Source organism: Rhodococcus sp. LW-XY12 (assembly GCF_019317345.1).
Taxonomy (GTDB): Bacteria; Actinomycetota; Actinomycetes; order Mycobacteriales; family Mycobacteriaceae; genus Rhodococcus; species Rhodococcus pyridinivorans.
In genome coordinates, this window is record NZ_CP079225.1 from 2,796,467 (window position 1) to 2,819,241 (window position 22,775).

General features: G+C 70.9%; 26 protein-coding genes. 17 read left to right on the top strand and 9 right to left on the bottom strand.

The window, feature by feature from the left end:
• The first annotated feature begins 68 nt into the window (after positions 1–68).
• Together KXC42_RS13030 and soxR are read left to right on the top strand one after the other, a co-directional pair.
• A complete protein-coding gene (locus tag KXC42_RS13030; protein ID WP_235367157.1) occupies positions 69–287 on the top strand; it encodes a hypothetical protein in 219 nt (72 codons plus the stop codon).
• A 98-nt stretch (positions 288–385) separates the two neighbouring features.
• Complete coding sequence (gene soxR / locus KXC42_RS13035; protein WP_219129126.1) at positions 386–877, top strand: redox-sensitive transcriptional activator SoxR; 492 nt, start codon at positions 386–388, stop codon at positions 875–877.
• A gap of 10 nt (positions 878–887) precedes the next feature.
• Here soxR and KXC42_RS13040 read toward each other — a convergent pair whose 3' ends face one another.
• Together KXC42_RS13040 and KXC42_RS13045 are read right to left on the bottom strand one after the other, a co-directional pair.
• Positions 888–1,772: an alpha/beta fold hydrolase gene (locus KXC42_RS13040; RefSeq protein WP_219129127.1), complete on the bottom strand. Its 885-nt coding sequence runs from the start codon at positions 1,770–1,772 to the stop codon at positions 888–890.
• A gap of 13 nt (positions 1,773–1,785) precedes the next feature.
• On the bottom strand, positions 1,786–2,019 hold the full coding sequence (locus KXC42_RS13045; RefSeq protein ID WP_094980430.1) for a hypothetical protein: 234 nt from the start codon (positions 2,017–2,019) through the stop codon (positions 1,786–1,788).
• Positions 2,020–2,157: 138 nt separating this feature from the next.
• Between KXC42_RS13045 and KXC42_RS13050 the strand changes: the two genes are divergently transcribed.
• Positions 2,158–3,192 (top strand): NAD(P)H-binding protein, encoded by a 1,035-nt coding sequence (locus tag KXC42_RS13050; protein WP_219129128.1) that lies wholly within the window; start codon positions 2,158–2,160, stop codon positions 3,190–3,192.
• 9 nt (positions 3,193–3,201) lie between these two features.
• The gene (locus KXC42_RS13055) at positions 3,202–3,945 is read left to right on the top strand and encodes a VIT family protein (RefSeq protein ID WP_033098303.1); all 744 of its coding nucleotides are present in this window, start codon (positions 3,202–3,204) and stop codon (positions 3,943–3,945) included.
• A gap of 72 nt (positions 3,946–4,017) precedes the next feature.
• Here KXC42_RS13055 and KXC42_RS13060 read toward each other — a convergent pair whose 3' ends face one another.
• Entirely contained in the window at positions 4,018–4,224 is a 207-nt protein-coding gene (locus KXC42_RS13060) for a hypothetical protein (protein ID WP_006552774.1), read from the bottom strand.
• Positions 4,225–4,354: 130 nt separating this feature from the next.
• Here KXC42_RS13060 and KXC42_RS13065 point away from each other — a divergent pair, with 130 nt between their 5' ends.
• Positions 4,355–5,551 carry a Fic family protein gene (locus tag KXC42_RS13065; RefSeq protein WP_219129129.1) on the top strand — a complete coding sequence of 399 codons (1,197 nt, stop codon included), beginning with the start codon at positions 4,355–4,357 and terminating at the stop codon, positions 5,549–5,551.
• Between the two features lie 45 nt (positions 5,552–5,596).
• Here KXC42_RS13065 and KXC42_RS13070 read toward each other — a convergent pair whose 3' ends face one another.
• Positions 5,597–5,797 carry a DUF2188 domain-containing protein gene (locus tag KXC42_RS13070; protein WP_219129130.1) on the bottom strand — a complete coding sequence of 67 codons (201 nt, stop codon included), beginning with the start codon at positions 5,795–5,797 and terminating at the stop codon, positions 5,597–5,599.
• A gap of 154 nt (positions 5,798–5,951) precedes the next feature.
• On the opposite strand from KXC42_RS13070, the gene KXC42_RS13075 reads away from it, so the two are divergent.
• Positions 5,952–6,992 carry a tyrosine-type recombinase/integrase gene (locus KXC42_RS13075; RefSeq protein WP_064852251.1) on the top strand — a complete coding sequence of 347 codons (1,041 nt, stop codon included), beginning with the start codon at positions 5,952–5,954 and terminating at the stop codon, positions 6,990–6,992.
• Between the two features lie 79 nt (positions 6,993–7,071).
• Complete coding sequence (locus KXC42_RS13080; protein WP_019289593.1) at positions 7,072–8,511, top strand: NAD(P)/FAD-dependent oxidoreductase; 1,440 nt, start codon at positions 7,072–7,074, stop codon at positions 8,509–8,511.
• A 55-nt stretch (positions 8,512–8,566) separates the two neighbouring features.
• On the opposite strand, the gene KXC42_RS13085 is transcribed toward KXC42_RS13080, so the two are convergent.
• The 4 genes from KXC42_RS13085 to KXC42_RS13100 all read right to left on the bottom strand — a co-directional run bounded on the left by KXC42_RS13085 (position 8,567) and on the right by KXC42_RS13100 (position 10,891).
• The gene (locus KXC42_RS13085; RefSeq protein ID WP_006552769.1) at positions 8,567–9,016 is read right to left on the bottom strand and encodes a PaaI family thioesterase; all 450 of its coding nucleotides are present in this window, start codon (positions 9,014–9,016) and stop codon (positions 8,567–8,569) included.
• A 118-nt stretch (positions 9,017–9,134) separates the two neighbouring features.
• Positions 9,135–9,620 carry a hypothetical protein gene (locus KXC42_RS13090; RefSeq protein ID WP_219129131.1) on the bottom strand — a complete coding sequence of 162 codons (486 nt, stop codon included), beginning with the start codon at positions 9,618–9,620 and terminating at the stop codon, positions 9,135–9,137.
• A complete protein-coding gene (locus KXC42_RS13095) occupies positions 9,617–9,895 on the bottom strand; it encodes a hypothetical protein (protein WP_219129132.1) in 279 nt (92 codons plus the stop codon). Before KXC42_RS13095 ends, KXC42_RS13090 begins: the two co-directional genes overlap by 4 nt.
• 279 nt (positions 9,896–10,174) lie before the next feature.
• Entirely contained in the window at positions 10,175–10,891 is a 717-nt protein-coding gene (locus KXC42_RS13100) for a hypothetical protein (RefSeq protein WP_219129133.1), read from the bottom strand.
• A gap of 196 nt (positions 10,892–11,087) precedes the next feature.
• On the opposite strand from KXC42_RS13100, the gene KXC42_RS13105 reads away from it, so the two are divergent.
• From KXC42_RS13105 to KXC42_RS13135, 7 genes are all read left to right on the top strand, one after another.
• Positions 11,088–12,506 carry an iron ABC transporter permease gene (locus KXC42_RS13105; protein WP_006552765.1) on the top strand — a complete coding sequence of 473 codons (1,419 nt, stop codon included), beginning with the start codon at positions 11,088–11,090 and terminating at the stop codon, positions 12,504–12,506.
• The gene (locus KXC42_RS13110) at positions 12,503–13,639 is read left to right on the top strand and encodes an iron chelate uptake ABC transporter family permease subunit (protein WP_019289597.1); all 1,137 of its coding nucleotides are present in this window, start codon (positions 12,503–12,505) and stop codon (positions 13,637–13,639) included. Before KXC42_RS13105 ends, KXC42_RS13110 begins: the two co-directional genes overlap by 4 nt.
• Positions 13,636–14,508 carry an ABC transporter ATP-binding protein gene (locus tag KXC42_RS13115; protein WP_006552763.1) on the top strand — a complete coding sequence of 291 codons (873 nt, stop codon included), beginning with the start codon at positions 13,636–13,638 and terminating at the stop codon, positions 14,506–14,508. The genes KXC42_RS13110 and KXC42_RS13115 overlap by 4 nt, the downstream gene beginning before the upstream one ends.
• 78 nt (positions 14,509–14,586) lie before the next feature.
• Positions 14,587–14,997, top strand: a complete 411-nt coding sequence (locus tag KXC42_RS13120; protein WP_006552762.1) for a BlaI/MecI/CopY family transcriptional regulator — start codon at positions 14,587–14,589, stop codon at positions 14,995–14,997.
• Between the two features lie 13 nt (positions 14,998–15,010).
• A complete protein-coding gene (locus tag KXC42_RS13125; RefSeq protein ID WP_006552761.1) occupies positions 15,011–15,961 on the top strand; it encodes a M56 family metallopeptidase in 951 nt (316 codons plus the stop codon).
• Between the two features lie 71 nt (positions 15,962–16,032).
• Positions 16,033–17,484, top strand: coding sequence for an NADP-dependent phosphogluconate dehydrogenase (gndA, locus tag KXC42_RS13130; RefSeq protein ID WP_006552760.1), 1,452 nt, complete (start codon positions 16,033–16,035; stop codon positions 17,482–17,484).
• Between the two features lie 4 nt (positions 17,485–17,488).
• Positions 17,489–18,388: a DMT family transporter gene (locus KXC42_RS13135; protein WP_024101095.1), complete on the top strand. Its 900-nt coding sequence runs from the start codon at positions 17,489–17,491 to the stop codon at positions 18,386–18,388.
• Here KXC42_RS13135 and KXC42_RS13140 read toward each other — a convergent pair.
• Positions 18,342–18,983, bottom strand: coding sequence for a bifunctional 2-polyprenyl-6-hydroxyphenol methylase/3-demethylubiquinol 3-O-methyltransferase UbiG (locus KXC42_RS13140; protein WP_051121633.1), 642 nt, complete (start codon positions 18,981–18,983; stop codon positions 18,342–18,344). The genes KXC42_RS13135 and KXC42_RS13140 overlap by 47 nt on opposite strands.
• A 304-nt stretch (positions 18,984–19,287) precedes the next feature.
• Between KXC42_RS13140 and KXC42_RS13145 the strand changes: the two genes are divergently transcribed.
• Genes KXC42_RS13145 through KXC42_RS13155 form a run of 3 tightly spaced genes read left to right on the top strand, consistent with a single transcriptional unit; the run spans position 19,288 to position 22,741 of the window.
• Entirely contained in the window at positions 19,288–20,691 is a 1,404-nt protein-coding gene (locus tag KXC42_RS13145) for a hemolysin family protein (protein WP_064852430.1), read from the top strand.
• The gene (locus tag KXC42_RS13150) at positions 20,688–21,806 is read left to right on the top strand and encodes a hemolysin family protein (protein ID WP_219129134.1); all 1,119 of its coding nucleotides are present in this window, start codon (positions 20,688–20,690) and stop codon (positions 21,804–21,806) included. The genes KXC42_RS13145 and KXC42_RS13150 overlap by 4 nt, the downstream gene beginning before the upstream one ends.
• Positions 21,803–22,741, top strand: a complete 939-nt coding sequence (locus tag KXC42_RS13155) for a 3-methyladenine DNA glycosylase (protein WP_219129135.1) — start codon at positions 21,803–21,805, stop codon at positions 22,739–22,741. The genes KXC42_RS13150 and KXC42_RS13155 overlap by 4 nt, the downstream gene beginning before the upstream one ends.
• Positions 22,742–22,775: the final 34 nt, after the last annotated feature.

The window sequence follows — 22,775 nt, forward strand, 5'->3', positions numbered from 1 at the left end:
TGGGATCGGCGTGGCGCGCGGGGTGCCGCTCCCCCGCTGTGCCGGTCGGAGGTTCTACGGTGGTCGACGTGACGATCCCCGCATCGAGTTATCTGTTCCAGGCCCGGACGTTCGTGAGCGGTTCCCGTAAGTGGCGGTTCGAGGCGGCGTTGGCGACGGCGCGGGTCTGCGAGCGGTTCGAGCGGCCGTACCCGAAGTCGGTGCGGAGGTGGGCGCACACCGCGTACGACATGTTGCGGATGGATGCGCCGGAGGTCGCTGCCGAGTTCGGGCCGCCGTCGTTCTGACCCCGGGCGCTCACGCGACCCGGGTGCCCGGTGTCTTCGGTGGCCGGTACTGTGCAGCACAACTCGATCACGATGTCTGCGGGGCGAGGAGGGGGCCGATGAACCCTGCGATATGGCTGACACCCGGGCAGTTGGCGGACCGTTCCGGGGTGGCGGTCTCGGCGCTGCACTACTACGAGTCGCGTGGTCTGATCACCAGTCGCCGCACCTCGGGCAATCAGCGGCGTTATCGTCGCGACACGCTGCGCAAGGTGGCGTTCATCAAGGTCGCGCAGGGTGTGGGGGTGTCCCTGGAGGAGATCAAGGATGCGTTCGATTCGTTGCCGGACAGTCGTGTGCCGACGACGGAGGACTGGGCGCGACTGTCGCGGGCGTGGCACGACCGGCTGACCCGCCGCATCGAGGATCTCACCGCGTTGCGCGACAGTTTCACCGATTGCATCGGCTGCGGGTGCCTGAGTTTGGCGTCGTGTCCGCTCGCGAATCCCGGTGACGTGCTCGGGCAGCAGGGTCCGGGTCCGCGGCGGCTATCGGTGCACGGCGACGATGCGCCGGTGGAGTCGGCGCCGCGCGCGGAGTCGTCCGGCTGAGGTCATGCGGTCAGGTGCGCGCGGCTTCGATCTGCTGCACGAATCGGGCGGTGGCGTCGGCGATGTTGCGGGGGTGGGAGCGCGGCGACCAGTGCCCGGCGTCGAGTGGGTGGATGCGCAGGTCGGTGACCCAGCGGGGGGTGTCCTCGTAGCCGACGGGGCGTACGGCTCGGTCGCGCAGGTTCTGGATCAGCTGGACCGGGACGTCGGTGTGCCGCTCGCGGGGTCGGGCGAGCCGCGTGCGGATGTTCGCCCGGTACAGGGACAGTCCGTGCACCATGTCGTCGGCGAGGGTCGGGGCGACGGGGGCGATCGCGGCGGGGTCGGTGCGGTCGAAGAACCCGACGAAGGCCGGCCAGTGGCGGGCGAGCGGGCCGCGCAGCACCGGATTCGGCAGACCGGGGATCTGGAAGGCGAGGGTGTAGGCGGAGGCGAGAGCCTGTTCGGCGGGGCCGAGTGGGCGTTTGCGCCGGAGACGGCGGCGCATCCACAGGCCGAGATGGTCGAGGTTGGGGCCGGAGATCGAGGTGTAGGAGGCGATGCGCTCGCCGGCGTCGGGTTCGCACACCGCTTCCCAGCACAGCACCGCGCCCCAATCGTGGCCGAGTAGGTGGACCGGGTCGTTCGGGGCGAGGGCGTCGATGACGGCGTGCAGGTCGGCGGCGAGGTGCTCGAGCCGGTAGTGCGCCACCGCGCGGGGGACGGTGGAGGCGCCGGCGCCGCGGTTGTCGTAGCGCAGGATGCGGAAGTCGTCGGCGAGCAGGGGTACGACGCGGTCCCACAGGGCGTGGGTGTCGGGCCAGCCGTGGACGAGGACGAGGGTCGGTCCGTGCGGGTTGCCTTCTTCGACGGCGTGGAGTCGGATAGGCCCGTTGGGGACGGTGTGGGTGGTCATGGTTGTCCTGTGGTCATGGTTGTCCGGGCGTCTCGGGGGCCTGTGGGTGGCCGCCGGTGGGGCGGGTGAACAGCGTGCGGCGGCGCAGGCTGCTGGCGATGGCGAAGAGGGATTCGGAGACGGAGGTGGGCCGGCCGTGGCGGCGCTGGACGAGATGTCCGAGGGCGGACAGCAGTCCGGCGCCGAGGGGGACGGCGAGGACGAACAGGATCCGATGTCGGAGTGGGCTGCCGCGCAGCATCGACATGGGAGGCCTCCTTCGATACCGGCCACTGTATTTGTGACCAACGGTAACACTATTTCCGGTGATGGGAACCACTCCTGATGTTTCGCGACGGTCCCGCGCGTGCATCCCTCCCGAAGGCGACAAGGGACGGGACAGCGCATGAGAGTTCTCGTGATCGGTGCCTCCGGCTACGTCGGCAGCCGGGTCGTCCCCGCCTTCCTCGCTATCGGCTGCACCGTGCGCGCCGCCGCTCGGAACCCGACGGCCTTGCGACGCTTCTGGTGGCACGACCAGGTCGAGACCGCGCGAGTGGACGTCACCGCCGCGCACACTCTCCCACCGGCGTTCGACGATGTCGACGTCGTGGTCTATCTCGTGCACGGGATGCGCTCGGCGCACTTCCGGGACCTCGACCTGGCAGCGGCCCGCACCGTCCGGCACGCGGTCGATGCCTCTCCGGTGACGCGTGTCGTATACGTCTCCGGGTTCGTCCCCGAGTGTGCGCCGGACGCGCTGTCCGAGCATCTGCTCTCGCGTTGGGAGGTCGAGCAGGAACTGTCCCGCTCCCGCCGCACGGTGATCACGCTGCGAGCCGGGATGGTGCTCGGCTCCGGGTCGACGAGCTTCGAGGTGCTCGGCCAACTCGCGGGGCGCCTACCCGTCACCGTGGTACCGGATTGGATGGACTCGCGGGTCGAGCCGATCGCGGTCGTCGACCTGGTCGCCGCGGTGCTCGGGGCGGCCGTCGCCGACACCCCCACGGACTCGTTCGACGTGGGGTGCGGGCAGTCGCTGCGCTATCCCGAGTTGCTCCGCCTCTACGGGCAGATCACGGGCATGCCGCGCGCCCAGGTCACCGTCGCCGGATTGCCGGGCGCGGTGATCGGCCGGATCGGCTCGTGGCTGACGGAGGTGCCGTCGGGAACCGTGGCGGCGCTGATGGAGAGCCTGCGACACGACATGACGGCGCGGGACCGCCGGTGGATCGGCCGCCTGGTCCCGGCCGCTCATCGGCCGATGGGGGTCGCGCGGGCGGTGCAACGCGCGGTGCTGCCGGTCGATACGAGTGTGCCGTGCGCGCAGCGGGACCCGATGGGTGCGCTGCCCGGGGATCCGGAATGGGCGGTCGCCGCCGCGGAGGCGCGCCGGTTCTCCGCCGTGGGGATCCCCCCACGCCGCCGACCGCCGGTGTAGCTTCATGACATGTCACGTCCGGATCCGTCGTCCCCGAACGATTCCCGCAGGCCGCACGAGGACCGCGAACCGCACACCGCCGGGTTGGCGAGCAAACTCAACTGGCTGCGGGCGGGTGTGCTCGGCGCGAACGACGGCATCGTCTCGACCGCGGGACTGGTCGTCGGTGTCGCGGCCGCGACGGCGAACGAGTCGGCGATCCTCACCGCCGGTGCGGCCGGGCTGGCCGCGGGGGCGGTGTCGATGGCGCTGGGCGAATACGTGTCGGTGAGCGCCCAACGCGACACCGAGCGCGCGGCGCTGTACACGGAACGTCGCGAACTCGCCGCCATGCCGGAGGCCGAACTCGCCGAACTGGCCGCGCTGCTCGAGGGGAAGGGCTTGTCGGCGGTCACGGCGCGTGCCGCGGCGGAGGAGTTGACGGCGCGGGACCCGCTGGCCGCGCACGCCGAAGTGGAGTTGGGGATCGACCCGACCGAACTCGCGAATCCGTGGGTGGCGGCGTTGTCGTCGGCCGTGTCGTTCACCCTGGGGGCGCTGGTGCCGCTGCTGATGGTGGTCGCGGCGCCCGACACGGTGCGTATCCCGGTGACGTTCGTGGCGGTGTTGTGTGCGCTGGCGGCGACGGGATCGATCAGTGCGTGGCTCGGCCGCGCCCGGCGGGGCCGGGCGGTGGTGCGGGTGGTGTTCGGTGGTGCGCTCGCGATGGTGGTGACCTACGGGGTCGGCCAGTTGTTCGACACCGTCGTGTAACGGGGCGCAAGCGCGGCGTCCCCGCTCCGCGGGCCGTGCCGGTCCGCGAGGCGGGGTGTACCGAGCGGTGCGTCAGTCGACCGGGCCGAGCGCGGGAGCGGTCACGAAGCTCAGCGCGTCGTTGCCGGCGAGATGGTTGTCGATGATGCGCTCGATGGCCTGCCGCCATTCCTCCCGCACCGTCCCGGCGTCGTCGCCGGCATCGAGTCTCTGCAGGATGTTGTGCTGCGCAACGTGATAGGCCATGGGCGTGTCGATGTCGAAGGTCGGTAATGCCATGGCCCAGCACCCTACGTCCGAACCACCTGTGGCCCAAACCTCCGGTTCCGGCCGTGCACAACGGCCGGAACCGAACCCACCCCCGATCCATACCATCGGATAATCGACTATCCGATGGTATGTTCCGGGGATGGCATCGGTTGACGTCGCGTCCGGCTGGCCCGAGGTCACCTACGAACAGCACCCGTGGGTGAGCAGCGATGCCTACGGCTCGCGGCGGGAGAAACGCCTGACCACCGGCCCCTACCGCGCCGCGGTCCCCCCGCTCATCGCCCACCGGCCCCTCCCGCTCGACGGCGAACTGCAGGCCCTCACCGAGGAAGCCGCGACGGAACTGACCCGCTTCGATGTCGAGGTCGGGCACATCACCGCCCCGTTCGCCTCCATCCTGCTGCGCACCGAGAGCGCGTCGAGTTCGGAGATCGAGAACCTCTCCAGCGGGGCGCGGCAGATCGCGCTCGCCGAACTCGGCGAACACGCCTCCCGCAACGCTCGCCTGATCGTCGGCAACGTGCGGGCGATGCGCGCGGCGCTCGAGCTGTCCGATGCGATCGACGCCGCCGCGATCCTGCGGATGCACCACGCGCTGCTCGAGTACGACGATCCGACCATCGCGGGACGGTGGCGCACCCAGCAGGTGTGGATCGGCGGGGGCAGCCTGGGCCCGCACACCGCGCAGTTCGTGCCCCCGCACCACGCGCGGGTGCCCGAGCTGATCGACGATCTGGTGGCCTTCGCCCACCGGGTGGATCTGCCGGTGGTCGCGCAGATCGCGGTCGCGCACGCGCAGTTCGAGACCATCCACCCGTTCCCGGACGGCAACGGCCGGGTGGGTCGCGCGCTGATCCAGGCGATGTTGCGCGGCGGGCAGCTCACCCGCAGTGTCGCGGTGCCGGTCTCGGCGGGCCTGTTGCACAACACCGGGGAGTACTTCGATGCGCTCGGCGCCTACCGCGCCGGGGACATCGGGCCGATCGTGCACTCGATCGTCGACGCGTCGTTCGCGGCGGTCGCCAACGGCCGCACGCTCGTCGCCGATCTCGAGGCGGTACGCGAGCTGTGGCGGTCCCGGGTGACGGCGCGGCGGGATTCGGCAGTGCACCGGCTCTCGGACGTACTGCTGCGCCAGCCGGTGATCGACAACCGGTCGGCCGCCGCGGCCTTGTCGGTGACCGGCGCCAACGCGCAGATCGCCATCGATCGGCTGGTGGACGCGGGGATCCTCACGCAGATCACCGAGGGGCGCCGCAATCGCATCTGGCAGGCCAAGGATGTGGTGCGGGTGCTCGACGAGTTCGCCGCGCGCGCCAAGCGGCGCCGCGACTGACCTCCTCGGTATCGATCGCCCCGGCGACGGTCGGTTCGGGGTCGATCAGCCCGGGATGTCGCGCGGGTCGTGACCGTAGGTGTTGCGTTCGCCGATCGTCCCGTCGAGGTTGTGGACGAGGTGTTCGACCTTGCGGCGGCGCGCCTCCTCGCGGGTGGGATAGGTGCCGAGCAGGTCGCTCGAGCCCTCGATGCGGTTGTGCCAGGATCCGTCCTGGTGGAACGTCTCGACATCGCCTGCGGGCATGGGGTGCTCCTCTCCACGAACGGTCGGTTGTCCATCGCGTACCCGGCGCCGGTCTCCCCGAATCCGGACGCGGTCCCTGCTGTCCCGTCGGTCCCTGCTGTCACACTGGACTCGCACATCTGTACGAGCGGATCTTCACGGGAGGGGCATCGTGGTGGGCAGCGCGACCGAGCCGGGATTGTCGGACTGGATCGGGTCGTATCTGGAGACCTTGCAGACCGCGAAACGGTCTCCGCACACCATCAAGGCCTACCGGCTCGACCTGCACGCGGTGCGCGCGCATCTCGCGGCGACTGCCGCCGTGCCGGAGGACGCGTTGACGCTCGGGGACGTGACGGTACGCGGGCTGCGGTCGGCATTCGCGGCGTTCGCCGCCGAACGGCAACCGGCGTCGGTGCGCCGCGCCTGGTCGGTGTGGAACAACTTCTGCAACTTCCTCGTCTCCGAAGGGGTGTCGGAAGGCAACCCGATGGCTTCGATCGCGCAGCCCAAGAAACCACAGCACACCCCGAAAGCGTTCTCCCCCACCGCGATCAACCAACTCGTCGACACCGTCACGATGGAGGCGCAACGCCCCGCGGAGTCGGCGCGGGACTGGCCGCAACGCGATCTCGCGCTCATCGCGACCCTGCTGCTCACCGGGATCCGCTCCGACGAGTTGATCCGGCTCGATGTGGGCAGCATCCTCGGTGGCTGCCGGGCACCGGTGCTGCGGGTGCTCGGCAAGGGCGCGATCGAACGGGAGATCCCCCTCGAAGACAGCTGGACGGCGATCGTCACCGCCTATCTTGAGGAACGCTACGCCCGCTTCCCCGCCGCGCGGCGCCGCACCCGCGACCGCGACGAGTTGCCCGTGTGGGAGCGGCACGACCCGGCCGACCCGCTGTTCGTCGGCGCGGACGGCAAACGCATCACCCGCGGCACCCTGCAGTACCGGGTGCGGCGCATCTACCGCCGCGCGGGTATCGAGTCCGAACGCAAACGCGGTGCGCTCGCCCACGCGCTGCGGCACACCTTCGCGACGAGCCTGGCCGACAGCGGCGCAACGATGGTCGAGTTGCAGCAGCTGCTCGGGCACCGGTCGTTGCAGACCGTGCAGGTGTACACCTCGGCGACCAACGATGCGGTGCGGCACGCCGCCCGGCACAACCCCGTCTACGGGCTGCTCGGGTCGCTCGGCGACGGGCCGGGCTAGCTCGTCGGTTGCGCTGTGGGCGGGCGCGGCAACTGCAAGACTGGGGACAAGATCCATCCGGCAACGTGAAGGAGCATCCATGAGCGTCGAGCAGACCGAACCCCGCCGTCATCGTGTGGTCGTGATCGGATCCGGTTTCGGTGGGCTGTTCGGGACCCAGGCCCTGGCTCGTGCCGATGTGGACGTCACGCTCGTGGCGCGCACCACCCATCACTTGTTCCAGCCGTTGCTGTACCAGGTGGCCACGGGCATCCTGTCGGTCGGCGACATCGCCCCCGCGACCCGCATGGTGCTGCGCAAACAGAAGAACGCGCAGGTGCTGCTCGGGGACGTCGAGAGGATCGACCTGGAGAACCGGACGGTGACCTCCCGGTTCCTCGAGCGCTACACCACCACGCCCTTCGACAGTCTCATCGTCGCCGCCGGCGCCGGCCAGTCCTACTTCGGCAACGACCAGTTCGCCGAGTTCGCGCCGGGCATGAAGACCATCGACGACGCCCTCGAGCTGCGCGGCCGGATCCTCGGGGCGTTCGAGCAGGCCGAACTGTCCCACGATCACGACGAACGCGCCCGGTTGCTGACCTTCGTGGTGGTCGGTGCCGGTCCGACCGGGGTGGAGCTGGCCGGGCAGATCGCCGAGCTCTCACGCCGCACCCTCAAGGGCACCTTCCGCAACATCGATCCGACCGAGGCGCGGGTGGTGCTGCTCGACGGCGCCTCCGATGTGTTGCCGGTCTACGGCGGCAAACTCAGCCGCAAGGCCCGTAACACCCTCGAGCGGCTCGGGGTGGAGATCCAGCTCGGCGCGATGGTCACCGATGTCGACGCCGACGGTCTCGTCGTCAAGGAGAAGGACGGTTCGCAGCGGCGCATCGAGTCGCAGTGCAAGGTGTGGTCGGCGGGCGTGTCGGCCAGTCCGCTCGGCAAGCAGCTCGCCGAGCAGTCCGGGGCGCAGGTCGACCGGGCGGGGCGGGTGGAGGTGCTGCCGGATCTGACATTGCCGGGGCATCCGAACGTGTTCGTCATCGGCGACATGATGTCGCTGAACAAGCTGCCCGGTCTGGCGCAGGTGGCGATGCAGGGCGGCAAGTACGCGGCCCGGCAGATCATCGCCTCCCTCGACGGCGCCGACCCGACCCATCGGGAACCGTTCAAGTATTTCGACAAGGGCAGCATGGCGACCATCTCGCGGTTCAGTGCGGTCGCGAAGGTCGGCAAACTCGAGATCAGCGGGTTCCTCGGCTGGGTGGCGTGGTTGTTCATCCACCTGCTGTATCTGGTGGGGTTCTCGTCGAAGCTGTCGACGCTGTTGTCGTGGGCGCAGGCGTTCTTCTCCACCGGCCGCAACGAGATGGCCGCGACCGAGCAGCAGGTGTTCGCGCGGATCGCGCTCGAGCACATGCGCGCGGACGAACCCGACGGCGACTCGCAGAACGGCGAGAGCGCGACGAAGGACGGGGACCGCTCCGCACAGGCGCCGGCCGGGCAGGGCCGCGGCGGGACGCAGGCTGCGGGCTGACCGTCGGCGCTCCGGCCGGGCGCGGTGTCCCGGCCGGAGCCGCCCGGCTACAGGGTCAGTGCCCGATGCGGTCCGCGTTCGTGATGTTCGCCAGGCGCACCTGTCCCTGCGCGACGAGACGGTCCTGCTCGTCGACGATCTCCACCCGCCACACCTGCTGGGTGCGGCCGCGGTGGACCGGGGTGCCGGTCGCGGTGAGGACCCCTTCGCGGGTGGCGCGGAGGAAGTCGGTGTTGTTGTTGACCCCGACGACGTTGCCCTTGTCCCCCAACCAGTTGGCGCCGGCGACGCTGGCGACGGTCTCGATCACCGCGCAGTACACCCCGCCGTGCACGATGCCGTAGGGCTGGTGCTGCGTGGGGGTGATCGTCCACCGGGCTCGCGCGAGATCGGGGCCGAGTTCGACGAACTCGAGGCCGAGGGCAGTGTTGAAGCCGGTGTCGTTGACGGCGTTGATCGCCTGCACGTCGTGCTGGGCCGGGGCGGAGGTGGACTGGTCGCTCATACGGGCTTCCCTTGTTCGTGCGTGGTCTCGACCGGCCGCCGGGACAGGTGGCCGTCGAACGATGGTAGGACATGGCGGTTTTCGGCCGGCCCACCTCCGACCGTGGCAAGCGGGGTGGTCACTGCAGGGTCACCAGCAGCGCGTAGGCGACGATCGAGTAGCCGTCGGGGATCGGCCCGAACCGGTGCACGGTCCGCGGGCCCTCGTACTCGACGCCGTACCAACCCGCGTCCGCGGTCGGAATCCTCCTGGCTCGTTGGATCACCGGATGCCGTTCGGCGACCCGGGCGCGCCCGTGCGGTCGGATGCGGTACAGCATCCACAGATAGCGGTCCCACACCAGATGCCCCGTGAGCACGACGTCGCCGAGGGTGTCGAGCTGCGGTGGCAGCACAGTGGTGAAGCCGTGACCGAGATGGGCGAGCAGCTCGACCCGATCGTCGACGGTGACCTGCTCGACCCGGGCGGGCACGTGCCGCGCGAGTTCGCGGATGCAGTCGCTCGCGCCCGGTGTGATCCAGGAGGTGGTCGGTTCACACACCTGGCCGGGAGCAGGCGGGTCGGGCCACGGTTCGAGGTCTTCGATCATCCACAGGGTGGTCATCTCTCGGTGCTTCCCAGGACACGGTCGAGAAGATGCTCGACGAGGTCGAGCGGCGTCCGTGAGGTCGAGTATCCCTGCAGCATGCCCTGCGCCAGTCCCCCCGCTGCCATGACGACGAGATCGGCGCCCGCTTCCGGATCACCGGCGTCCTCGCCGGTGCGTGTCCGCCGGAGTTGGTCGGCGACGATGGTCGCCAGGGCGCGCGGCGCCGCGAAGGTGTCCTCGGCGGTGATGCCCTCGCCGGTGATCGCGGACCATCCGAACGCGCCGAGCACCGGGGTCTCCTCGCGTCGTTGCTCGTCGAGGGCAGCAGTTCCGTCAGGACCGCGCGGATCGCCTCACGGGGGGTGGCGTCGGGGCCGAGTTCGCTCCGGCGTCGTGTGAAGCGGGCACCGGCGTCGTCCATGACCGAATTGCCGTGCACGCCGGGCGCGGGGTGCTCCGGACACACGACGGCGGGCCCCACATGGATGTGAGGCCCGCCGCGGGAAGGGACCGGGAGTCACTGCAGCCCTCAGGACTCCGCTGCGGTCCGGCAGTCGGAACGGATTCGATTATAGGGAAGGCTGCCCTAATCCGGCAAGGCCTCGGACGGGATAGCCGGCGGCGACGAAGGCGTCGAGCAATGCCTGACCGCGGCGCGCGGCGGTACGGCGGGAGGCACCACCGAGCACGGGTAGCTGGGCGGCGCCGGTGACGACGGTGCGCCCGACGATCGCCCAGAAGCGGTTCCGGTCGAGCGGGACGAGGGACCGCAGCGCGAGATGGACGGCATCGAGAGCGGTCGCGGCGCGGTGCGCGGTCCACACCGCCATCGCCTGCTCGCACGGCAGCACCACCATGTCGCGTTCCCCGACGGCGCGGTCCTCGGGCAGCACCCGCAGGGTGTCGTCGGCGAGACCGGCCCAGTCGATGCAGCCGTCGCTGTCCTGGTGCAGCCACAGATTGTCCAGACCCGGATCCCAGACGCGGCCCTCGAGGGCGTAGGGGGCGAGGACGCGGCCGACCACGGCGTGGATGAGGGCGCCGGCGACCTGCTCGACGGCGATGCGCGGGTCCTCGGTGTCGAGCAGGGCACGGTCGTAGAGCGCCTCGATGCGCTGCTGGCGTTCACCGCCGCCGAGGAACCACCAGCGGCGGCGGGGTTCTTCGTCGATACAGGCCACCGCATACACGCGCGGGGCTCCCGCAGCGAGTGCGCGCAGCCGAGCGCGCGTGTCCTCGAACGGGCGGACGGGTGCCGCCGTGGGCGGCAGTAGCAGCGTCGTCATCCGACACCTCCTGATCGACGGTGAATCTTGATTAGGTAAGCCTAACCATTGCATCCGGGGGTGGTGTGCGCAACCCCATCCCCTACTCCCGTCGGCACATAGGATTCCGTAACCTAACTCCGAAGGCCTTCGCGTTCCCCACGATCCGCGACGACCCGAACCGCACCACCGCCTTCCCGAGGAGCACCCCGCGCCCGTGACCGTCACCCCCCACGCCCCACCGGACGCCGACCCGACCGCCCCGCCCCGCCCGGGACGCCGGATCGCCGCCGTCCTGTGCGACCTCGCGCTCCTCGCCATCCCCCTGCTCATCGGCGCCCTCGTCGTCGACACCCTCGCCGACGCCAACGGCGGCGGCCAGACCGACCGCATCGTCTTCGGCGGCGCCGCCCTGGCCGCCGCCGCCGGACTGCTGTGGTGGAACCACGGCTACCGCGCCGGCCGCACCGGCCAAAGTCTGGGCCTGCAGTGGACCGGGCTCGTGCTGCGCGACCGCGCCACCACCGGACCGGCCGGCACCCGCCGTGCCCTGCTGCGCCGCGGCACCGAGATCGTCACCGAACGCCACGCCCGCCACGACGAGTTCACCCCGCGCCCCACCGACGGCAACGTCGCCGCCCTGCGCCGCCGGCGCCTGCTCGGCCTGGCCGCGCTGCTCGTACTGCTGGTGCTCGGCGCGCTCGCCAGCATCGCCGTCGGCGCCCGCCCGATGACCTTCGCGGAGGTCTTCCACGCCCTCGTCGTCAACGACGGCTCCGAAACCGACGTGATCGTGCATTCGCTGCGCATCCCCCGCACCCTGCTCGCGCTGCTGGTCGGCACCGCGCTCGGCGTCGCCGGCGCACTGATCCAGGGGCACACCCGCAACCCGCTCGCCGACGCCGGTCTGCTCGGCATCAACGCCGGCGCCGCCTTCCTGGTGGTGCTGTCGATCTACCTGTTCGGGCTCTCCACCCCGGCGCAGTATCTGTGGTTCGCCTTCGCCGGGTCCGCGCTCGCCAGCATCGTGGTGTTCGGATTCGCGTCCATCGGCAACGGCGGCTCGAGTCCGCTCAGTCTCGCGTTGGCGGGCGCGGCGGTGGCGTTCTTCCTGCAGGCGATGATCCAGACCATCGTGCTGCTCGACCAGACCAGCCTCGACGGCTACCGCTTCTGGGTGGTCGGCTCCGTCGCCGGCCGCGGCATGGACGTCTTCTGGCAGGTGTTGCCGTTCATCGTCGTCGGACTGCTCGTCGCGCTCGCCTCCACCCCGGCCCTGAACCTGCTCAGCCTCGGCGAGGACGTCGCCCGCTCGCTCGGCACCAACGTCGTCACCACCCGGGTGATCGGCATCGCCGCGATCACCGTGCTCACCGGCGCCGCCACCGCCGCCTGCGGACCCATCGCCTTCGTCGGATTGATCGTCCCGCACATCGCCCGCGCGGTCACCGGCCCCGACTACCGCTGGCTCGTGCCCTATGCCGGGCTGCTCGGCGGGGCACTGCTCGTCCTCGCCGACGTCGTCGGCCGCATCGTGGTGCGCCCCGGCGAACTGCAGGTCGGCATCGTGCTCGCCCTCATCGGCGCCCCCTTCTTCATCGCCCTCGTCCGTCGCCGGAAGCTGGTGGCCTTGTGAACGACACCCCCACCCCGTCCCTCGACACGAACGAGCCGACGACGGACAAGCGCCGCTCACCCGCGCAGGTCTCCACCCGCGTCCCGGGCCGGCCCGCCTTCCGGCTCGGCTCCGTCTCCGTCGTCTGGCGTGCCCGCATGGTCATCGTGTGCGCGCTGATCGTCGTCGCCACCGCGGTGCTGCTGTCGATCTCCCTCGGCCGCGGCGACTACCCGCTCAGCCCCCTACAGGTCGTCGAGGTGCTCCTCGGCGGCGGGGAACGACTCGACCGGTTCATCGTCTTCGACCTGCGCCTCCCGCGCGGGATCGCCGCCGTGGTCGTCGGCGCCGCCCTCGCGGTCTCCGGCGCCATCACCCAATCGGTGTCCCGCAACGCCCTGGCCAGCCCCGACATCCTCGGCATCACCGCCGGCGCCTCCGCTGCCGCCGTGGCCCTGATCGTCGTCACCAGCGGCGGTTCCATCGTCGGACTGCTCGCCACCCTCGGATTGCCGATGTCGGCGCTGCTCGGCGCGCTGCTCACCGCCACGGTCATCTATCTGCTGGCCTGGCGGCGCGGCGCCGACGGCTTCCGGCTCGTGCTCATCGGCATCGGCATCAACGCCATGCTCATCGCCCTGACCCAGTGGATGCTCGTCTCCGCCGACATCAACGACGTCAGCCGCGCCCAGGTGTGGCTGACCGGCTCGCTCAACGGTGTCTCCTGGAGTCAGGTGGTGCCCGCCGCGATCGCGCTGCTGCTCGTCGGCGGCTGGGCCGCGACCGCCTCCTTCACCGTCGGGGCGCTGCGCCTCGGCGACGACACCGCCCGCTCCCTCGGCGTGAAGCTGCAGACCCAGCAGGCGCTGCTGCTCGTCGCGGCGTGCGCGCTCGCCGCCGTCGCCACCGCCGCCGCCGGCCCCATCGGCTTCGTCGCCCTCGCCGCCCCGCAGATCGCCCTGCGCCTCGTCGGCTCGGCGGGCAGCCCGATCATCGCCTCCGCCCTGACCGGGGCGCTGTTCGTCGTCGCCGCCGACCTCATCGCCCGCACCATCCTGCCGGTGCCGCTGCCCGTCGGCCTGGTCACCTCCGCACTCGGCGGCCCCTTCCTGCTGTACCTGCTGGTGCGTTCCAACCGAAAGGTCTCCCGATGACCGACACCCATCTGCCTGCCGTCCCGGCCCCCGGCCCGATCGAGCACGCGGCGCCGCGACTGGTCGCCGAGCACATCAGCCTCGGCTACGGCGAACGGCTCATCGTCGACGACCTGGACCTGTCCATCCCCACCGGGGTCGTCACCACCGTCATCGGCCCTAACGGCTGCGGCAAATCCACCCTGCTGCGCGCGCTGAGCCGGCTGCTCAAGCCCCGCACCGGCACCGTGCTGCTCGACGGGCACGACATCACCACCATGCGCACCCGCGAGGTCGCCCGGGTGCTCGGCATGCTGCCGCAGGCCCCCGTCGCGCCCGAAGGGCTCACCGTCGCCGATCTGGTCTCCCGCGGCCGGCACCCGCACCAGTCGTGGTTCCGGCAGTGGTCCTCCGACGACGAGGACGAGGTCGCCATCGCCCTCGAACGTACCGGCATCGCCGACCTCGCCGACCGGCCCATCGACGAACTGTCCGGCGGGCAACGGCAACGCGCCTGGATCTCCATGGCGCTCGCACAGGGCACCGACATCCTGCTGCTCGACGAACCGACCACCTATCTCGACCTGGCGCACTCGGTGGAGGTCCTCGACCTCGTCGACCGGCTGCACAGCGAACTCGGTCGCACCGTGGTGATGGTGCTGCACGACCTGAACCTCGCCGTGCGCTACAGCGACCACCTCGTGGTGATGAAAGACGGCCGCGTCGTCGCCTCCGGGGTGCCCTCGGAGGTGATCTCCGTGGAACTGCTGCGCGAGGTGTTCGACCTCGACGCCTCGGTCATCGACGATCCGGTGTCCGACCGGCCGCTGATCGTGCCCATCGGCACCCGCCACGTCTACGGCGCCGCCGGAGGTCCCCACCGGAGGTGACGATGGTCCCACCGCAGGTCAGAACCTACGACTAGGGGTAGTACGCACATTCGTCGGAGAAATCCGTAGAATCGACCCATGGCAGCACTCGGCGAACTCGAACGCGCAGTGATGGACCACCTGTGGTCCACCCCCGAACCACAGACCGTCCGGCAGGTCCACGAAGCCCTCTCGGCTCGACGCAACCTCGCGTACACCACCGTCATGACGGTCCTGCAGCGCCTCGCCAAGAAGAACCTCGTCATCCAGCAACGCGACGACCGCGCCCACCGCTACCTGCCGGTGCACGGCCGCGACGAACTCGTCGCCAGCCTCATGGTCGACGCCCTCGACCAAGCCGACGAGACCGCCGGCCGCGCCGCCGCCCTCGTCCACTTCGTCGGCCGCGTCGGCGCCGACGAAGCCGCCGCCCTGCGCGCGGCGCTGGCGAAACTCGAAGCGCAACACGGCGACGACAGCACCGGCCACGACACCGAGCGGGCCGGCTGACACACTCGATGTCATGAACGCGACCACGGCGCTGTTCTTCGGAACCACAGCGCTTCTCCTCGCCGGTCCGGTGCCGGGGCTGCTCGCCCGCGCCACCTGGCCGCACCGCAACCCCCGGGCCGCCCTCGTGCTGTGGCAGTCCGTGGCCCTGGCGGCGGTGCTCTCCGCGTTCTCCTGCGGCCTGGCCATCGCCGCCCGCCTCCTCGCACCCGGCGCCGACGGCCGACCCACCACCGGGCCCCTCGAAGAGATCGACGCCCTCGGTCTGCCCCTGTGGCTGACCTACGTCATCGTCTTCGCCCTGACCGTGTTCATCGGTGCCCGCCTGACCTTCTCCATGCTGCGCGTCGCGGTACGCACCCGCCGCCGCCGCTCCCGCCACCGCATGCTCGTCGACCTGCTCGACCGCCGCGAGAGCGGCGCCGCCGTCCGCCACCACCCGCACGTGCGGATCCTCGACACCGCCGACCCCATCGCCTACTGCCTGCCCGGGCTGCGGCACCGGGTGGTGCTCAGCGAAGGCACCCTCGACAACCTCGGCGACGACGAACTACGCGCGATCCTGCGCCACGAACACTCCCACCTGCGCGCCCGCCACGACCTCATCCTCGAGGCGTTCACCGCCGTCTACGAAGCGTTCCCCCGCGTCGTGCGCTCCGGCTCGGCGCTCGGCTCGGTCAAACTGCTCGTCGAGCTGCTCGCCGACGACTCCGCCGTCCGCAAGACCGGCCCCGCACCGCTGGCCCGCGCCCTCGTCGCCTGCGCCGGCGCCCACACCCCCACCGGCGCCCTCGCCGTCGGCGGACCGAGCACCGTGCTGCGCGTGCAGCGCCTCACCGGACCGGGGCCCAACCTCGGCATTTCCGCCGCCGCCTACACCGCCGCCGCCGCCATCCTCGTCGTACCCACCATCGCCGTGGCGGTGCCCTGGCTCACCGAACTGTCCCTGCTGCTCGGCCTCTGAGCCGCGACACGCCGCACCGTTCGGCCCGCCCCGATTTCGATCGGCCCCCGTTTCGGGGGAAGCTGTAGACCATGACCGTCGAACGAACCGAAACACCGCAGGCCCAGATCGGCGTGACCGGACTGGCCGTGATGGGCTCGAACATCGCCCGCAACTTCGCCCGCCACGGCTACACCGTCGCCCTCCACAACCGCAGCATCGCCAAGACCGACGCGCTGCTCGCCGAGCACGGCAGCGACGGCACCTTCGTCCGCACCGAAACCATCGACGAATTCGTCGCCGCCCTCGAAAAGCCGCGCCGCGTCCTGATCATGGTCAAGGCAGGCGACGCCACCGACGCGGTCATCAACGAGCTCGCCGACGCGATGGAACCCGGCGACATCATCATCGACGGCGGCAACGCCCTCTACACCGACACCATCCGCCGCGAAGCCGCTCTGCGCGCCCGCGGCCTGCACTTCGTCGGCGCCGGCATCTCCGGCGGCGAGGAAGGCGCCCTCAACGGCCCGTCCATCATGCCCGGCGGCCCCGCCGAATCGTACGAGGCGCTCGGCCCGCTGCTCGAAACCATCGCGGCCCAGGTCGACGGCACCCCCTGCTGCACCCACATCGGCCCCGACGGCGCCGGCCACTTCGTGAAGATGGTGCACAACGGCATCGAATACGCCGACATGCAGCTCATCGGCGAGGCCTACCACCTGCTGCGCGACGCCCTCGGCTACGACGCCGGGCAGATCGCCGACGTCTTCGCCGACTGGAACACCGGCACCCTCGAGTCCTACCTCATCGAGATCACCGCCGAGGTGCTGCGCCAGACCGACGCCGCCACCGGCAAACCCCTCGTCGACGTCATCGTCGACGCCGCCGAACAGAAGGGCACCGGCCGCTGGACCGTCAAAGCCGCCCTCGACCTCGGCGTCCCCGTCACCGGCATCGCCGAAGCCGTCTTCGCCCGCGCCCTGTCCGGCTCCCGCGACCAGCGCGCCGCCGCCCGCGGCCTTGCCGCCGGCAACCTCGGCGCCGCCCCCACCGACGCCGCGCAGTTCACCGAGGACATCCGCGCCGCCCTGTACGCGTCGAAGATCGTCGCCTACGCGCAGGGCTTCGACCAGATCGCCGCCGGCAGCGCCGAATACGGCTGGAACGTCGACCGCGCCGCGCTCGCAACGATCTGGCGCGGCGGCTGCATCATCCGCGCCCAGTTCCTCAACCGCATCAAAGAGGCCTACGACGCCGACCCGGCCCTGCCCAGCCTGATCCTCGCACCGTACTTCCGCGACGCCATCGAGATCGGCATCGACAGCTGGCGGCGCGTCGTGGTCACCGCCACCCAACTCGGCATCCCCGTCCCGGCCTTCGCGTCGTCGCTGTCCTACTACGACGGGCTGCGCGCCGACCGGCTGCCCGCCGCCCTCACCCAGGGCCAGCGCGACTTCTTCGGTGCCCACACCTACGAGCGCACCGACAAGCCCGGCAAGTTCCACACCCTGTGGAGCGGGGACCGCTCCGAAGTGCAGGCCTGACCCGATGACGGGCACGGCAGTCGCCGTCCTGTGCGCACTCGCCGCCGCCGCGCTCATCGCGGTCGGCAGTGTCGCGCAACAGACCTCGGCCGCTGCCGTGCCCGACACCGACTCCTTCGTCGGCTCGCTGCTGCGCAGCCCCCGCTGGTGGGCGGGCATCCTCGGCGACGGCGGCAGCTACGTACTGCAGGTCATCGCGCTCGTCTTCGGATCGGTGCTGCTCGTCCAACCCCTGCTCGTCGCGTCACTGCTGTTCGCGTTGCCGCTCGCCGCCGCCACCACCGGCCGCCGCGTCACCCGCACCACCTGGCTACTCGCCGGCGCACTGTGCGCGGCGCTGGCGATCTTCCTGCTCGCCGGCAACCCCAGCGAAGGCACCGGAGATGCCGCCGCCGCCCGCTGGGCGCTGCCGCTCGGAACGGTGCTCGCCGTCACCGCCGCCGCAGTCGTCGTCGCCCTGCTCTCCCCGCGACGGCGGGCACTGTCGTTCGGGATCGCCGCCGGCGTCCTCTACGGCGTGACCAGCGCGTTCACCAAACACGTCACCGACCTCGCCGAACACGGCATCCCGCAACTGCTCGGCTCGTGGCAGACCTGGACACTCGTCGCCGCCGGCGCCACCGCGATCTACCTGCAGCAACGCGCCTTCCAGGCCGGATCGCTCACCGCATCGCTGCCCGCCCTGACCGTCGGCGAACCGCTCGCCGCGATCGTGCTCGGCATGACCGTGCTCGGCGAACACCTGCGCACCGACGGCCCCGGACGGATCCTCGTCAGCGCCGCCGTCGTCGTGATGCTCGTGACCACCGTGGCGCTCTCCCGCGCCCAGGCCGCCGACACCCCCGCCGACGCCGCGGCTACGCCCGCCCCAGCACCGCCACCAGAAACTCCGCGTCATCGCTGAACGGCCGCAGATCCCAGGTCGACAACCGCACCTGCACCGCCAGACCCGCCTGCTGCGCATCGGCGAAGAACTCCTCGAACGGATACTCACGGCCCGCCCCGAAACCGATCACCCCCCGGCCCTGCGGCGCCAGATGCGCCGCGAAATTGCGCAGCACCGCCACCCGGGTCGACGGCGCCACGAAGGTCATCACATTCCCCGCGCACACGATCACATCGAAATCGGCGTCGACACCGCGGGCCGGCAGATCCAGCTCGGCCAGATCCCCCACCAGCCACCTCGGCCCCGGATGATCCTCCTCCGCCGCCGCGATCAGCACCGGATCGACATCCACCCCGACCACACTGTGCCCGGCCCGATGCAGATAACCGCCGAGCCGGCCCGGCCCGCACCCGGCATCGAGGATCCGCGCCCCACGCGGCACCATCGCATCGATCAACCGGGCCTCCCCGACAGTGTCCTGCCCCCGGGCGACCATCGCACGGAACCGTTCGACGTACCACGACGAATGCGCCGGATTCTCCGCCACGATCTCCTCCCACCGGCTCGGCACCCGCTCGCCGCCACCGTGTTCCGGACCCTCGCCGCCGCTCATCCACGCTCCTTCGTTCCACCGGGACACCTGCTCGATCCCCACCGTAGGCGCCGCGCCGTCACCGGCACCGCAACACACGGCAACCACCCTCAGTAGAATCGGTACCCGTCGAAACCACTTCCGGCAGGCGGACACCGTCCGCGACCGGACCCGACGAGAGGACACCGGTGCCCGCGGCACCCACAGCCACCCCACCGCCCGACACCTCCTCCCCCTGCACGGAGTGCGACTCCGGGCCGGAAGGATCCTCTATCGGGCCGGGGCACCACCCCGGCCACCACCCCGCCCGGCAGGACCGCCTCTGATGTCCGTCCTGCTCGATATCGTCGCGCTCCTCGGCTTCGTGGCGCTCACCGCAGGCACCGCCCTGTTCGTCGCCGCCGAGTTCTCCCTGACCGCCCTCGAACGCAGCGCCGTCGACGCGCACGCCCACGACGGCGACCGGCGCGCCCGGCAGGTCCAGCACGCGCACCGCACCCTGTCGTTCCAGCTGTCCGGCGCCCAGCTCGGCATCACCATCACCACACTGATCACCGGCTATCTCGCCGAACCGATCCTCGCGCAGTTCTTCACCCCGCTGTTCGACGCGATCGGATTGAGCACCTCCGTCGCCTCGACCGCCTCGCTGGTCCTCGCGCTGCTCATCGCCACGTCCTTCTCCATGGTCTTCGGCGAACTGGTCCCCAAGAACATCGCCATCGCCCGGCCCATGGGCACCGCCCGCGCCACCGCCGGTCTCCAACTGGCGTTCTCCCTGCTGTTCCGCTGGGCGATCCTCGGACTCAACGGCGCCGCCAACCACATCGTGCGGCGCTTCGGCATCGAACCGGCCGAGGAACTGCGCTCGGCGCGTTCCCCGCAGGAGCTCGGTTCGCTGGTGCGCGCCTCGGCCCGCAGCGGCACCCTCGACGAGCACACCGCCCGCCTGGTCTACCGATCCCTGCAGTTCGGGGACCGCACCGCCGAGGACCTCATGACCCCGCGCAGCACCGTCGAGAGCCTCGACCGCAACGCCACCGTCCTCGACCTCATCGAACTGTCCGCCCGCACCGGCTACTCCCGCTTCCCGATCGTCGACGGCGACCTCGACGCCCCGCTCGGCGTCGTGCATGTCAAGCACGCGTTCACCGTGCCCGGCCCGGCGCGCGGCACCACCGCCGTCGGCGCCCTCGCCCGCCTCGTGCCCACCGTGCCGACCAGCCTCGACGGCGACACCGTCATGGAACGGGTGCGCTCGGACGGCATGCAGGTCGCGCTCGTCGTCGACGAATACGGGGGCACCGCCGGACTGATCACCATGGAGGACCTCGTCGAGGAGATCGTCGGCGACGTCCGCGACGAACACGACGAGACCGAACTCGACGCCCACCGCGACGGGGAGGGCTGGTCGTGCACGGGTCTGCTGCGCACCGACGAGGTGGCCCAGCTCACCGGTTATCACGCCCCCGACGGCGACTACGAAACCCTCGCCGGGCTGATCCTCACCGAACTCGGCCGCATCCCCGAGGTCGGCGACGAGATCCAGCTGCCGCTGCGCGGCGGCGAACGCGACCTCACCTGGTACGCGCGCATCCTCGAGATGGACGGGCACCGCATCGACCGGGTGCTGCTCGTGCCCGGCGCCGCCCCCGACCCCGAGAACCCCGACGGCGACAACGGTGACAGGGACGACGCCCCGGCCGCCGACGAGGGGGGTGCGCAGCGATGAGCGACTGGTTCGGAATCGTCCTCGCCGTTCTGCTGCTCGCCGGCAACGCCTTCTTCGTCGGCGCCGAGTTCTCCCTCATCACCGTCCGCCGCGACCGGCTCGAGACGCTGCTCGCCCAGGGCAAGACCCGGGCCCGCACCGTCATCCACGCCGGCGAACACCTCTCGCTCATGCTCGCCGGCTCCCAGCTCGGCATCACGATCTGCTCGATCCTGCTCGGCCGCGTCGCCGAACCGGCCATCGCGCACCTGATCGAGGTGCCGCTGCATGCGGCCGGGGTGCCCGACGCGCTGCTGCACCCCATCGCGTTCACCATCGGGCTCACGATCGTGGTGGTGCTGCACATCCTGCTCGGCGAGATGGTGCCGAAGAACATCGCCATCGCCGGCCCGGAACGCGCCGCGATGCTGCTCGTGCCGATCCACCTGCTGTTCATGCGACCCGCCCGGCCGGTCATCGCCTTCTACAACCTGTGCGCCAACGCCACCCTCCGCGCGGCGCGCATCGACCCGAAGGACGAACTCGACACCTCCGTCTCCGCCGTGGAGCTCACGGAGATGATCGGCGAATCCCGCTCCGAGGGGCTGCTCGACGAGGAGGAACACAAGCGCCTCACCCGCGCCCTGGCCACCGGCAACCGCACCGTCGCCGACGTGATGATCCCGCTCGCTCGGGTACGCACCGTCCCGCACACCGGCGCGGGCCCGACCCTCGGCGACGTCGAGCACGCGGTCACCACCACCGGCTTCTCCCGGTATCCCACCCGCCGTCCGGACGGCACGATCACCGGCTATGTGCACATCAAGGACGTGCTCGATCTGGTGCGGGAACAGTCCACCGGTCCCGAGACCGTCATCCCCGCCGCGGTGATCCGGGAGCTGCCGACCATCGGGATCGGCGACGGTCTCGACGAGGCGCTCGCCGCGCTGCGCCGCAGCAACGCGCATCTGGCCGGGGTGGCCGACACCACCGGAGCACTGCGGGGCATCGTCGCGCTCGAGGACCTCGTGGAAGAGTTCGTCGGAACGGTCCGCGACGCCACCCACCGGGTCGCGGATCCGCTGGGCAACCGCCCCCGCACCACCGCACCCCGATCGACCGAACGAGAACCATGACCCGCTCCCTGTCCGTGACCGACCGCCCGGCGATCCTCACCGAGAACGAGTGGACCGCGCGGCGCGACGCCCATCACGCCGCCGTGGACGAGCTGCTCGCCGGGCATCTCGAACGACGCGCCGCCGGCCGCACCCATCCCGTGCACGACTTCCTGTTCACCTACTACAGCCTGCGGCCGAGCCAGCTGCGGCGCTGGCATCCCGGTTACGGCACCGTGCTGCTCGGCGCGGCCGCGGTGCGCGGCTACCGCGACCATCCGGGCTACGAGCGGGTCACCGTCGACGGGCAGCCGGGGGTGCGGGTGGGCCGGGAGGTGCTCGACCGGCGCGCCGACACCGTCGACTTCGTCGCGGGGCTGCTCACCGCGACGGCCTCCCGGCCGCCGCAGCTCGGCTGCTTCGGATTGCACGAATGGGCGATGGTGTACCGGGCGGGAGCCGACGGGGTGCGGCACTCGTCGGTGCCGTTGCGGCTCGGCCATACCGGAACCGACACAGTGGTGGAATCAATGCAGCTCCGATGTACCCATTACGATGCGTTCCGGTTCTTCACCCCCGACGCCGTCCCACGCAACGCCACCGAACTGACCCGCGACCAGCAGGTACGCACCGAGCAACCCGGCTGTCTGCACGCCGGCATGGATCTGTACAAGTGGGCGTACAAGCTGCTGCCCCTGACGGATTCGGAGCTGACGGTGCGGTGCCTGCGACACGCGTCCGCAGCCCGTGAATTGGACATGCGGGCGAGCCCGTATGATCTCGAGGACTACGGCTACTCGCCCATCAGGATCGAGACTGCCGCAGGACGCGCACAGTACGTCCGCGAGCAGTCGGCGCTCACCCGTCGCGCCGCAGCTCTGAGAGAAGAGCTGGTGAATCGATGTACCGTCCTGCAGACGCACAGAACCACTGCGTCCGTTACTACCGGCGGGTAACATAATCGACGATTCCGTGTGGCCGGGACGTTTC

Excerpts from the sequence above, each read along its gene's own strand:
- soxR (WP_219129126.1), top strand. The coding sequence starts at position 386 with ATGAACCCTGCGATATGGCTGACACCCGGGCAGTTGGCGGACCGTTCC.
- KXC42_RS13040 (WP_219129127.1), bottom strand. The coding sequence starts at position 1,772 with ATGACCACCCACACCGTCCCCAACGGGCCTATCCGACTCCACGCCGTC.
- KXC42_RS13045 (WP_094980430.1), bottom strand. The coding sequence starts at position 2,019 with ATGTCGATGCTGCGCGGCAGCCCACTCCGACATCGGATCCTGTTCGTC.
- KXC42_RS13050 (WP_219129128.1), top strand. The coding sequence starts at position 2,158 with ATGAGAGTTCTCGTGATCGGTGCCTCCGGCTACGTCGGCAGCCGGGTC.
- KXC42_RS13055 (WP_033098303.1), top strand. The coding sequence starts at position 3,202 with ATGTCACGTCCGGATCCGTCGTCCCCGAACGATTCCCGCAGGCCGCAC.
- KXC42_RS13060 (WP_006552774.1), bottom strand. The coding sequence starts at position 4,224 with ATGGCATTACCGACCTTCGACATCGACACGCCCATGGCCTATCACGTT.
- KXC42_RS13065 (WP_219129129.1), top strand. The coding sequence starts at position 4,355 with ATGGCATCGGTTGACGTCGCGTCCGGCTGGCCCGAGGTCACCTACGAA.
- KXC42_RS13070 (WP_219129130.1), bottom strand. The coding sequence starts at position 5,797 with ATGCCCGCAGGCGATGTCGAGACGTTCCACCAGGACGGATCCTGGCAC.
- KXC42_RS13080 (WP_019289593.1), top strand. The coding sequence starts at position 7,072 with ATGAGCGTCGAGCAGACCGAACCCCGCCGTCATCGTGTGGTCGTGATC.
- KXC42_RS13085 (WP_006552769.1), bottom strand. The coding sequence starts at position 9,016 with ATGAGCGACCAGTCCACCTCCGCCCCGGCCCAGCACGACGTGCAGGCG.
- KXC42_RS13090 (WP_219129131.1), bottom strand. The coding sequence starts at position 9,620 with ATGACCACCCTGTGGATGATCGAAGACCTCGAACCGTGGCCCGACCCG.
- KXC42_RS13100 (WP_219129133.1), bottom strand. The coding sequence starts at position 10,891 with ATGACGACGCTGCTACTGCCGCCCACGGCGGCACCCGTCCGCCCGTTC.
- KXC42_RS13115 (WP_006552763.1), top strand. The coding sequence starts at position 13,636 with ATGACCGACACCCATCTGCCTGCCGTCCCGGCCCCCGGCCCGATCGAG.
- KXC42_RS13120 (WP_006552762.1), top strand. The coding sequence starts at position 14,587 with ATGGCAGCACTCGGCGAACTCGAACGCGCAGTGATGGACCACCTGTGG.
- KXC42_RS13125 (WP_006552761.1), top strand. The coding sequence starts at position 15,011 with ATGAACGCGACCACGGCGCTGTTCTTCGGAACCACAGCGCTTCTCCTC.
- gndA (WP_006552760.1), top strand. The coding sequence starts at position 16,033 with ATGACCGTCGAACGAACCGAAACACCGCAGGCCCAGATCGGCGTGACC.
- KXC42_RS13135 (WP_024101095.1), top strand. The coding sequence starts at position 17,489 with ATGACGGGCACGGCAGTCGCCGTCCTGTGCGCACTCGCCGCCGCCGCG.
- KXC42_RS13140 (WP_051121633.1), bottom strand. The coding sequence starts at position 18,983 with ATGAGCGGCGGCGAGGGTCCGGAACACGGTGGCGGCGAGCGGGTGCCG.
- KXC42_RS13145 (WP_064852430.1), top strand. The coding sequence starts at position 19,288 with ATGTCCGTCCTGCTCGATATCGTCGCGCTCCTCGGCTTCGTGGCGCTC.
- KXC42_RS13150 (WP_219129134.1), top strand. The coding sequence starts at position 20,688 with ATGAGCGACTGGTTCGGAATCGTCCTCGCCGTTCTGCTGCTCGCCGGC.
- KXC42_RS13155 (WP_219129135.1), top strand. The coding sequence starts at position 21,803 with ATGACCCGCTCCCTGTCCGTGACCGACCGCCCGGCGATCCTCACCGAG.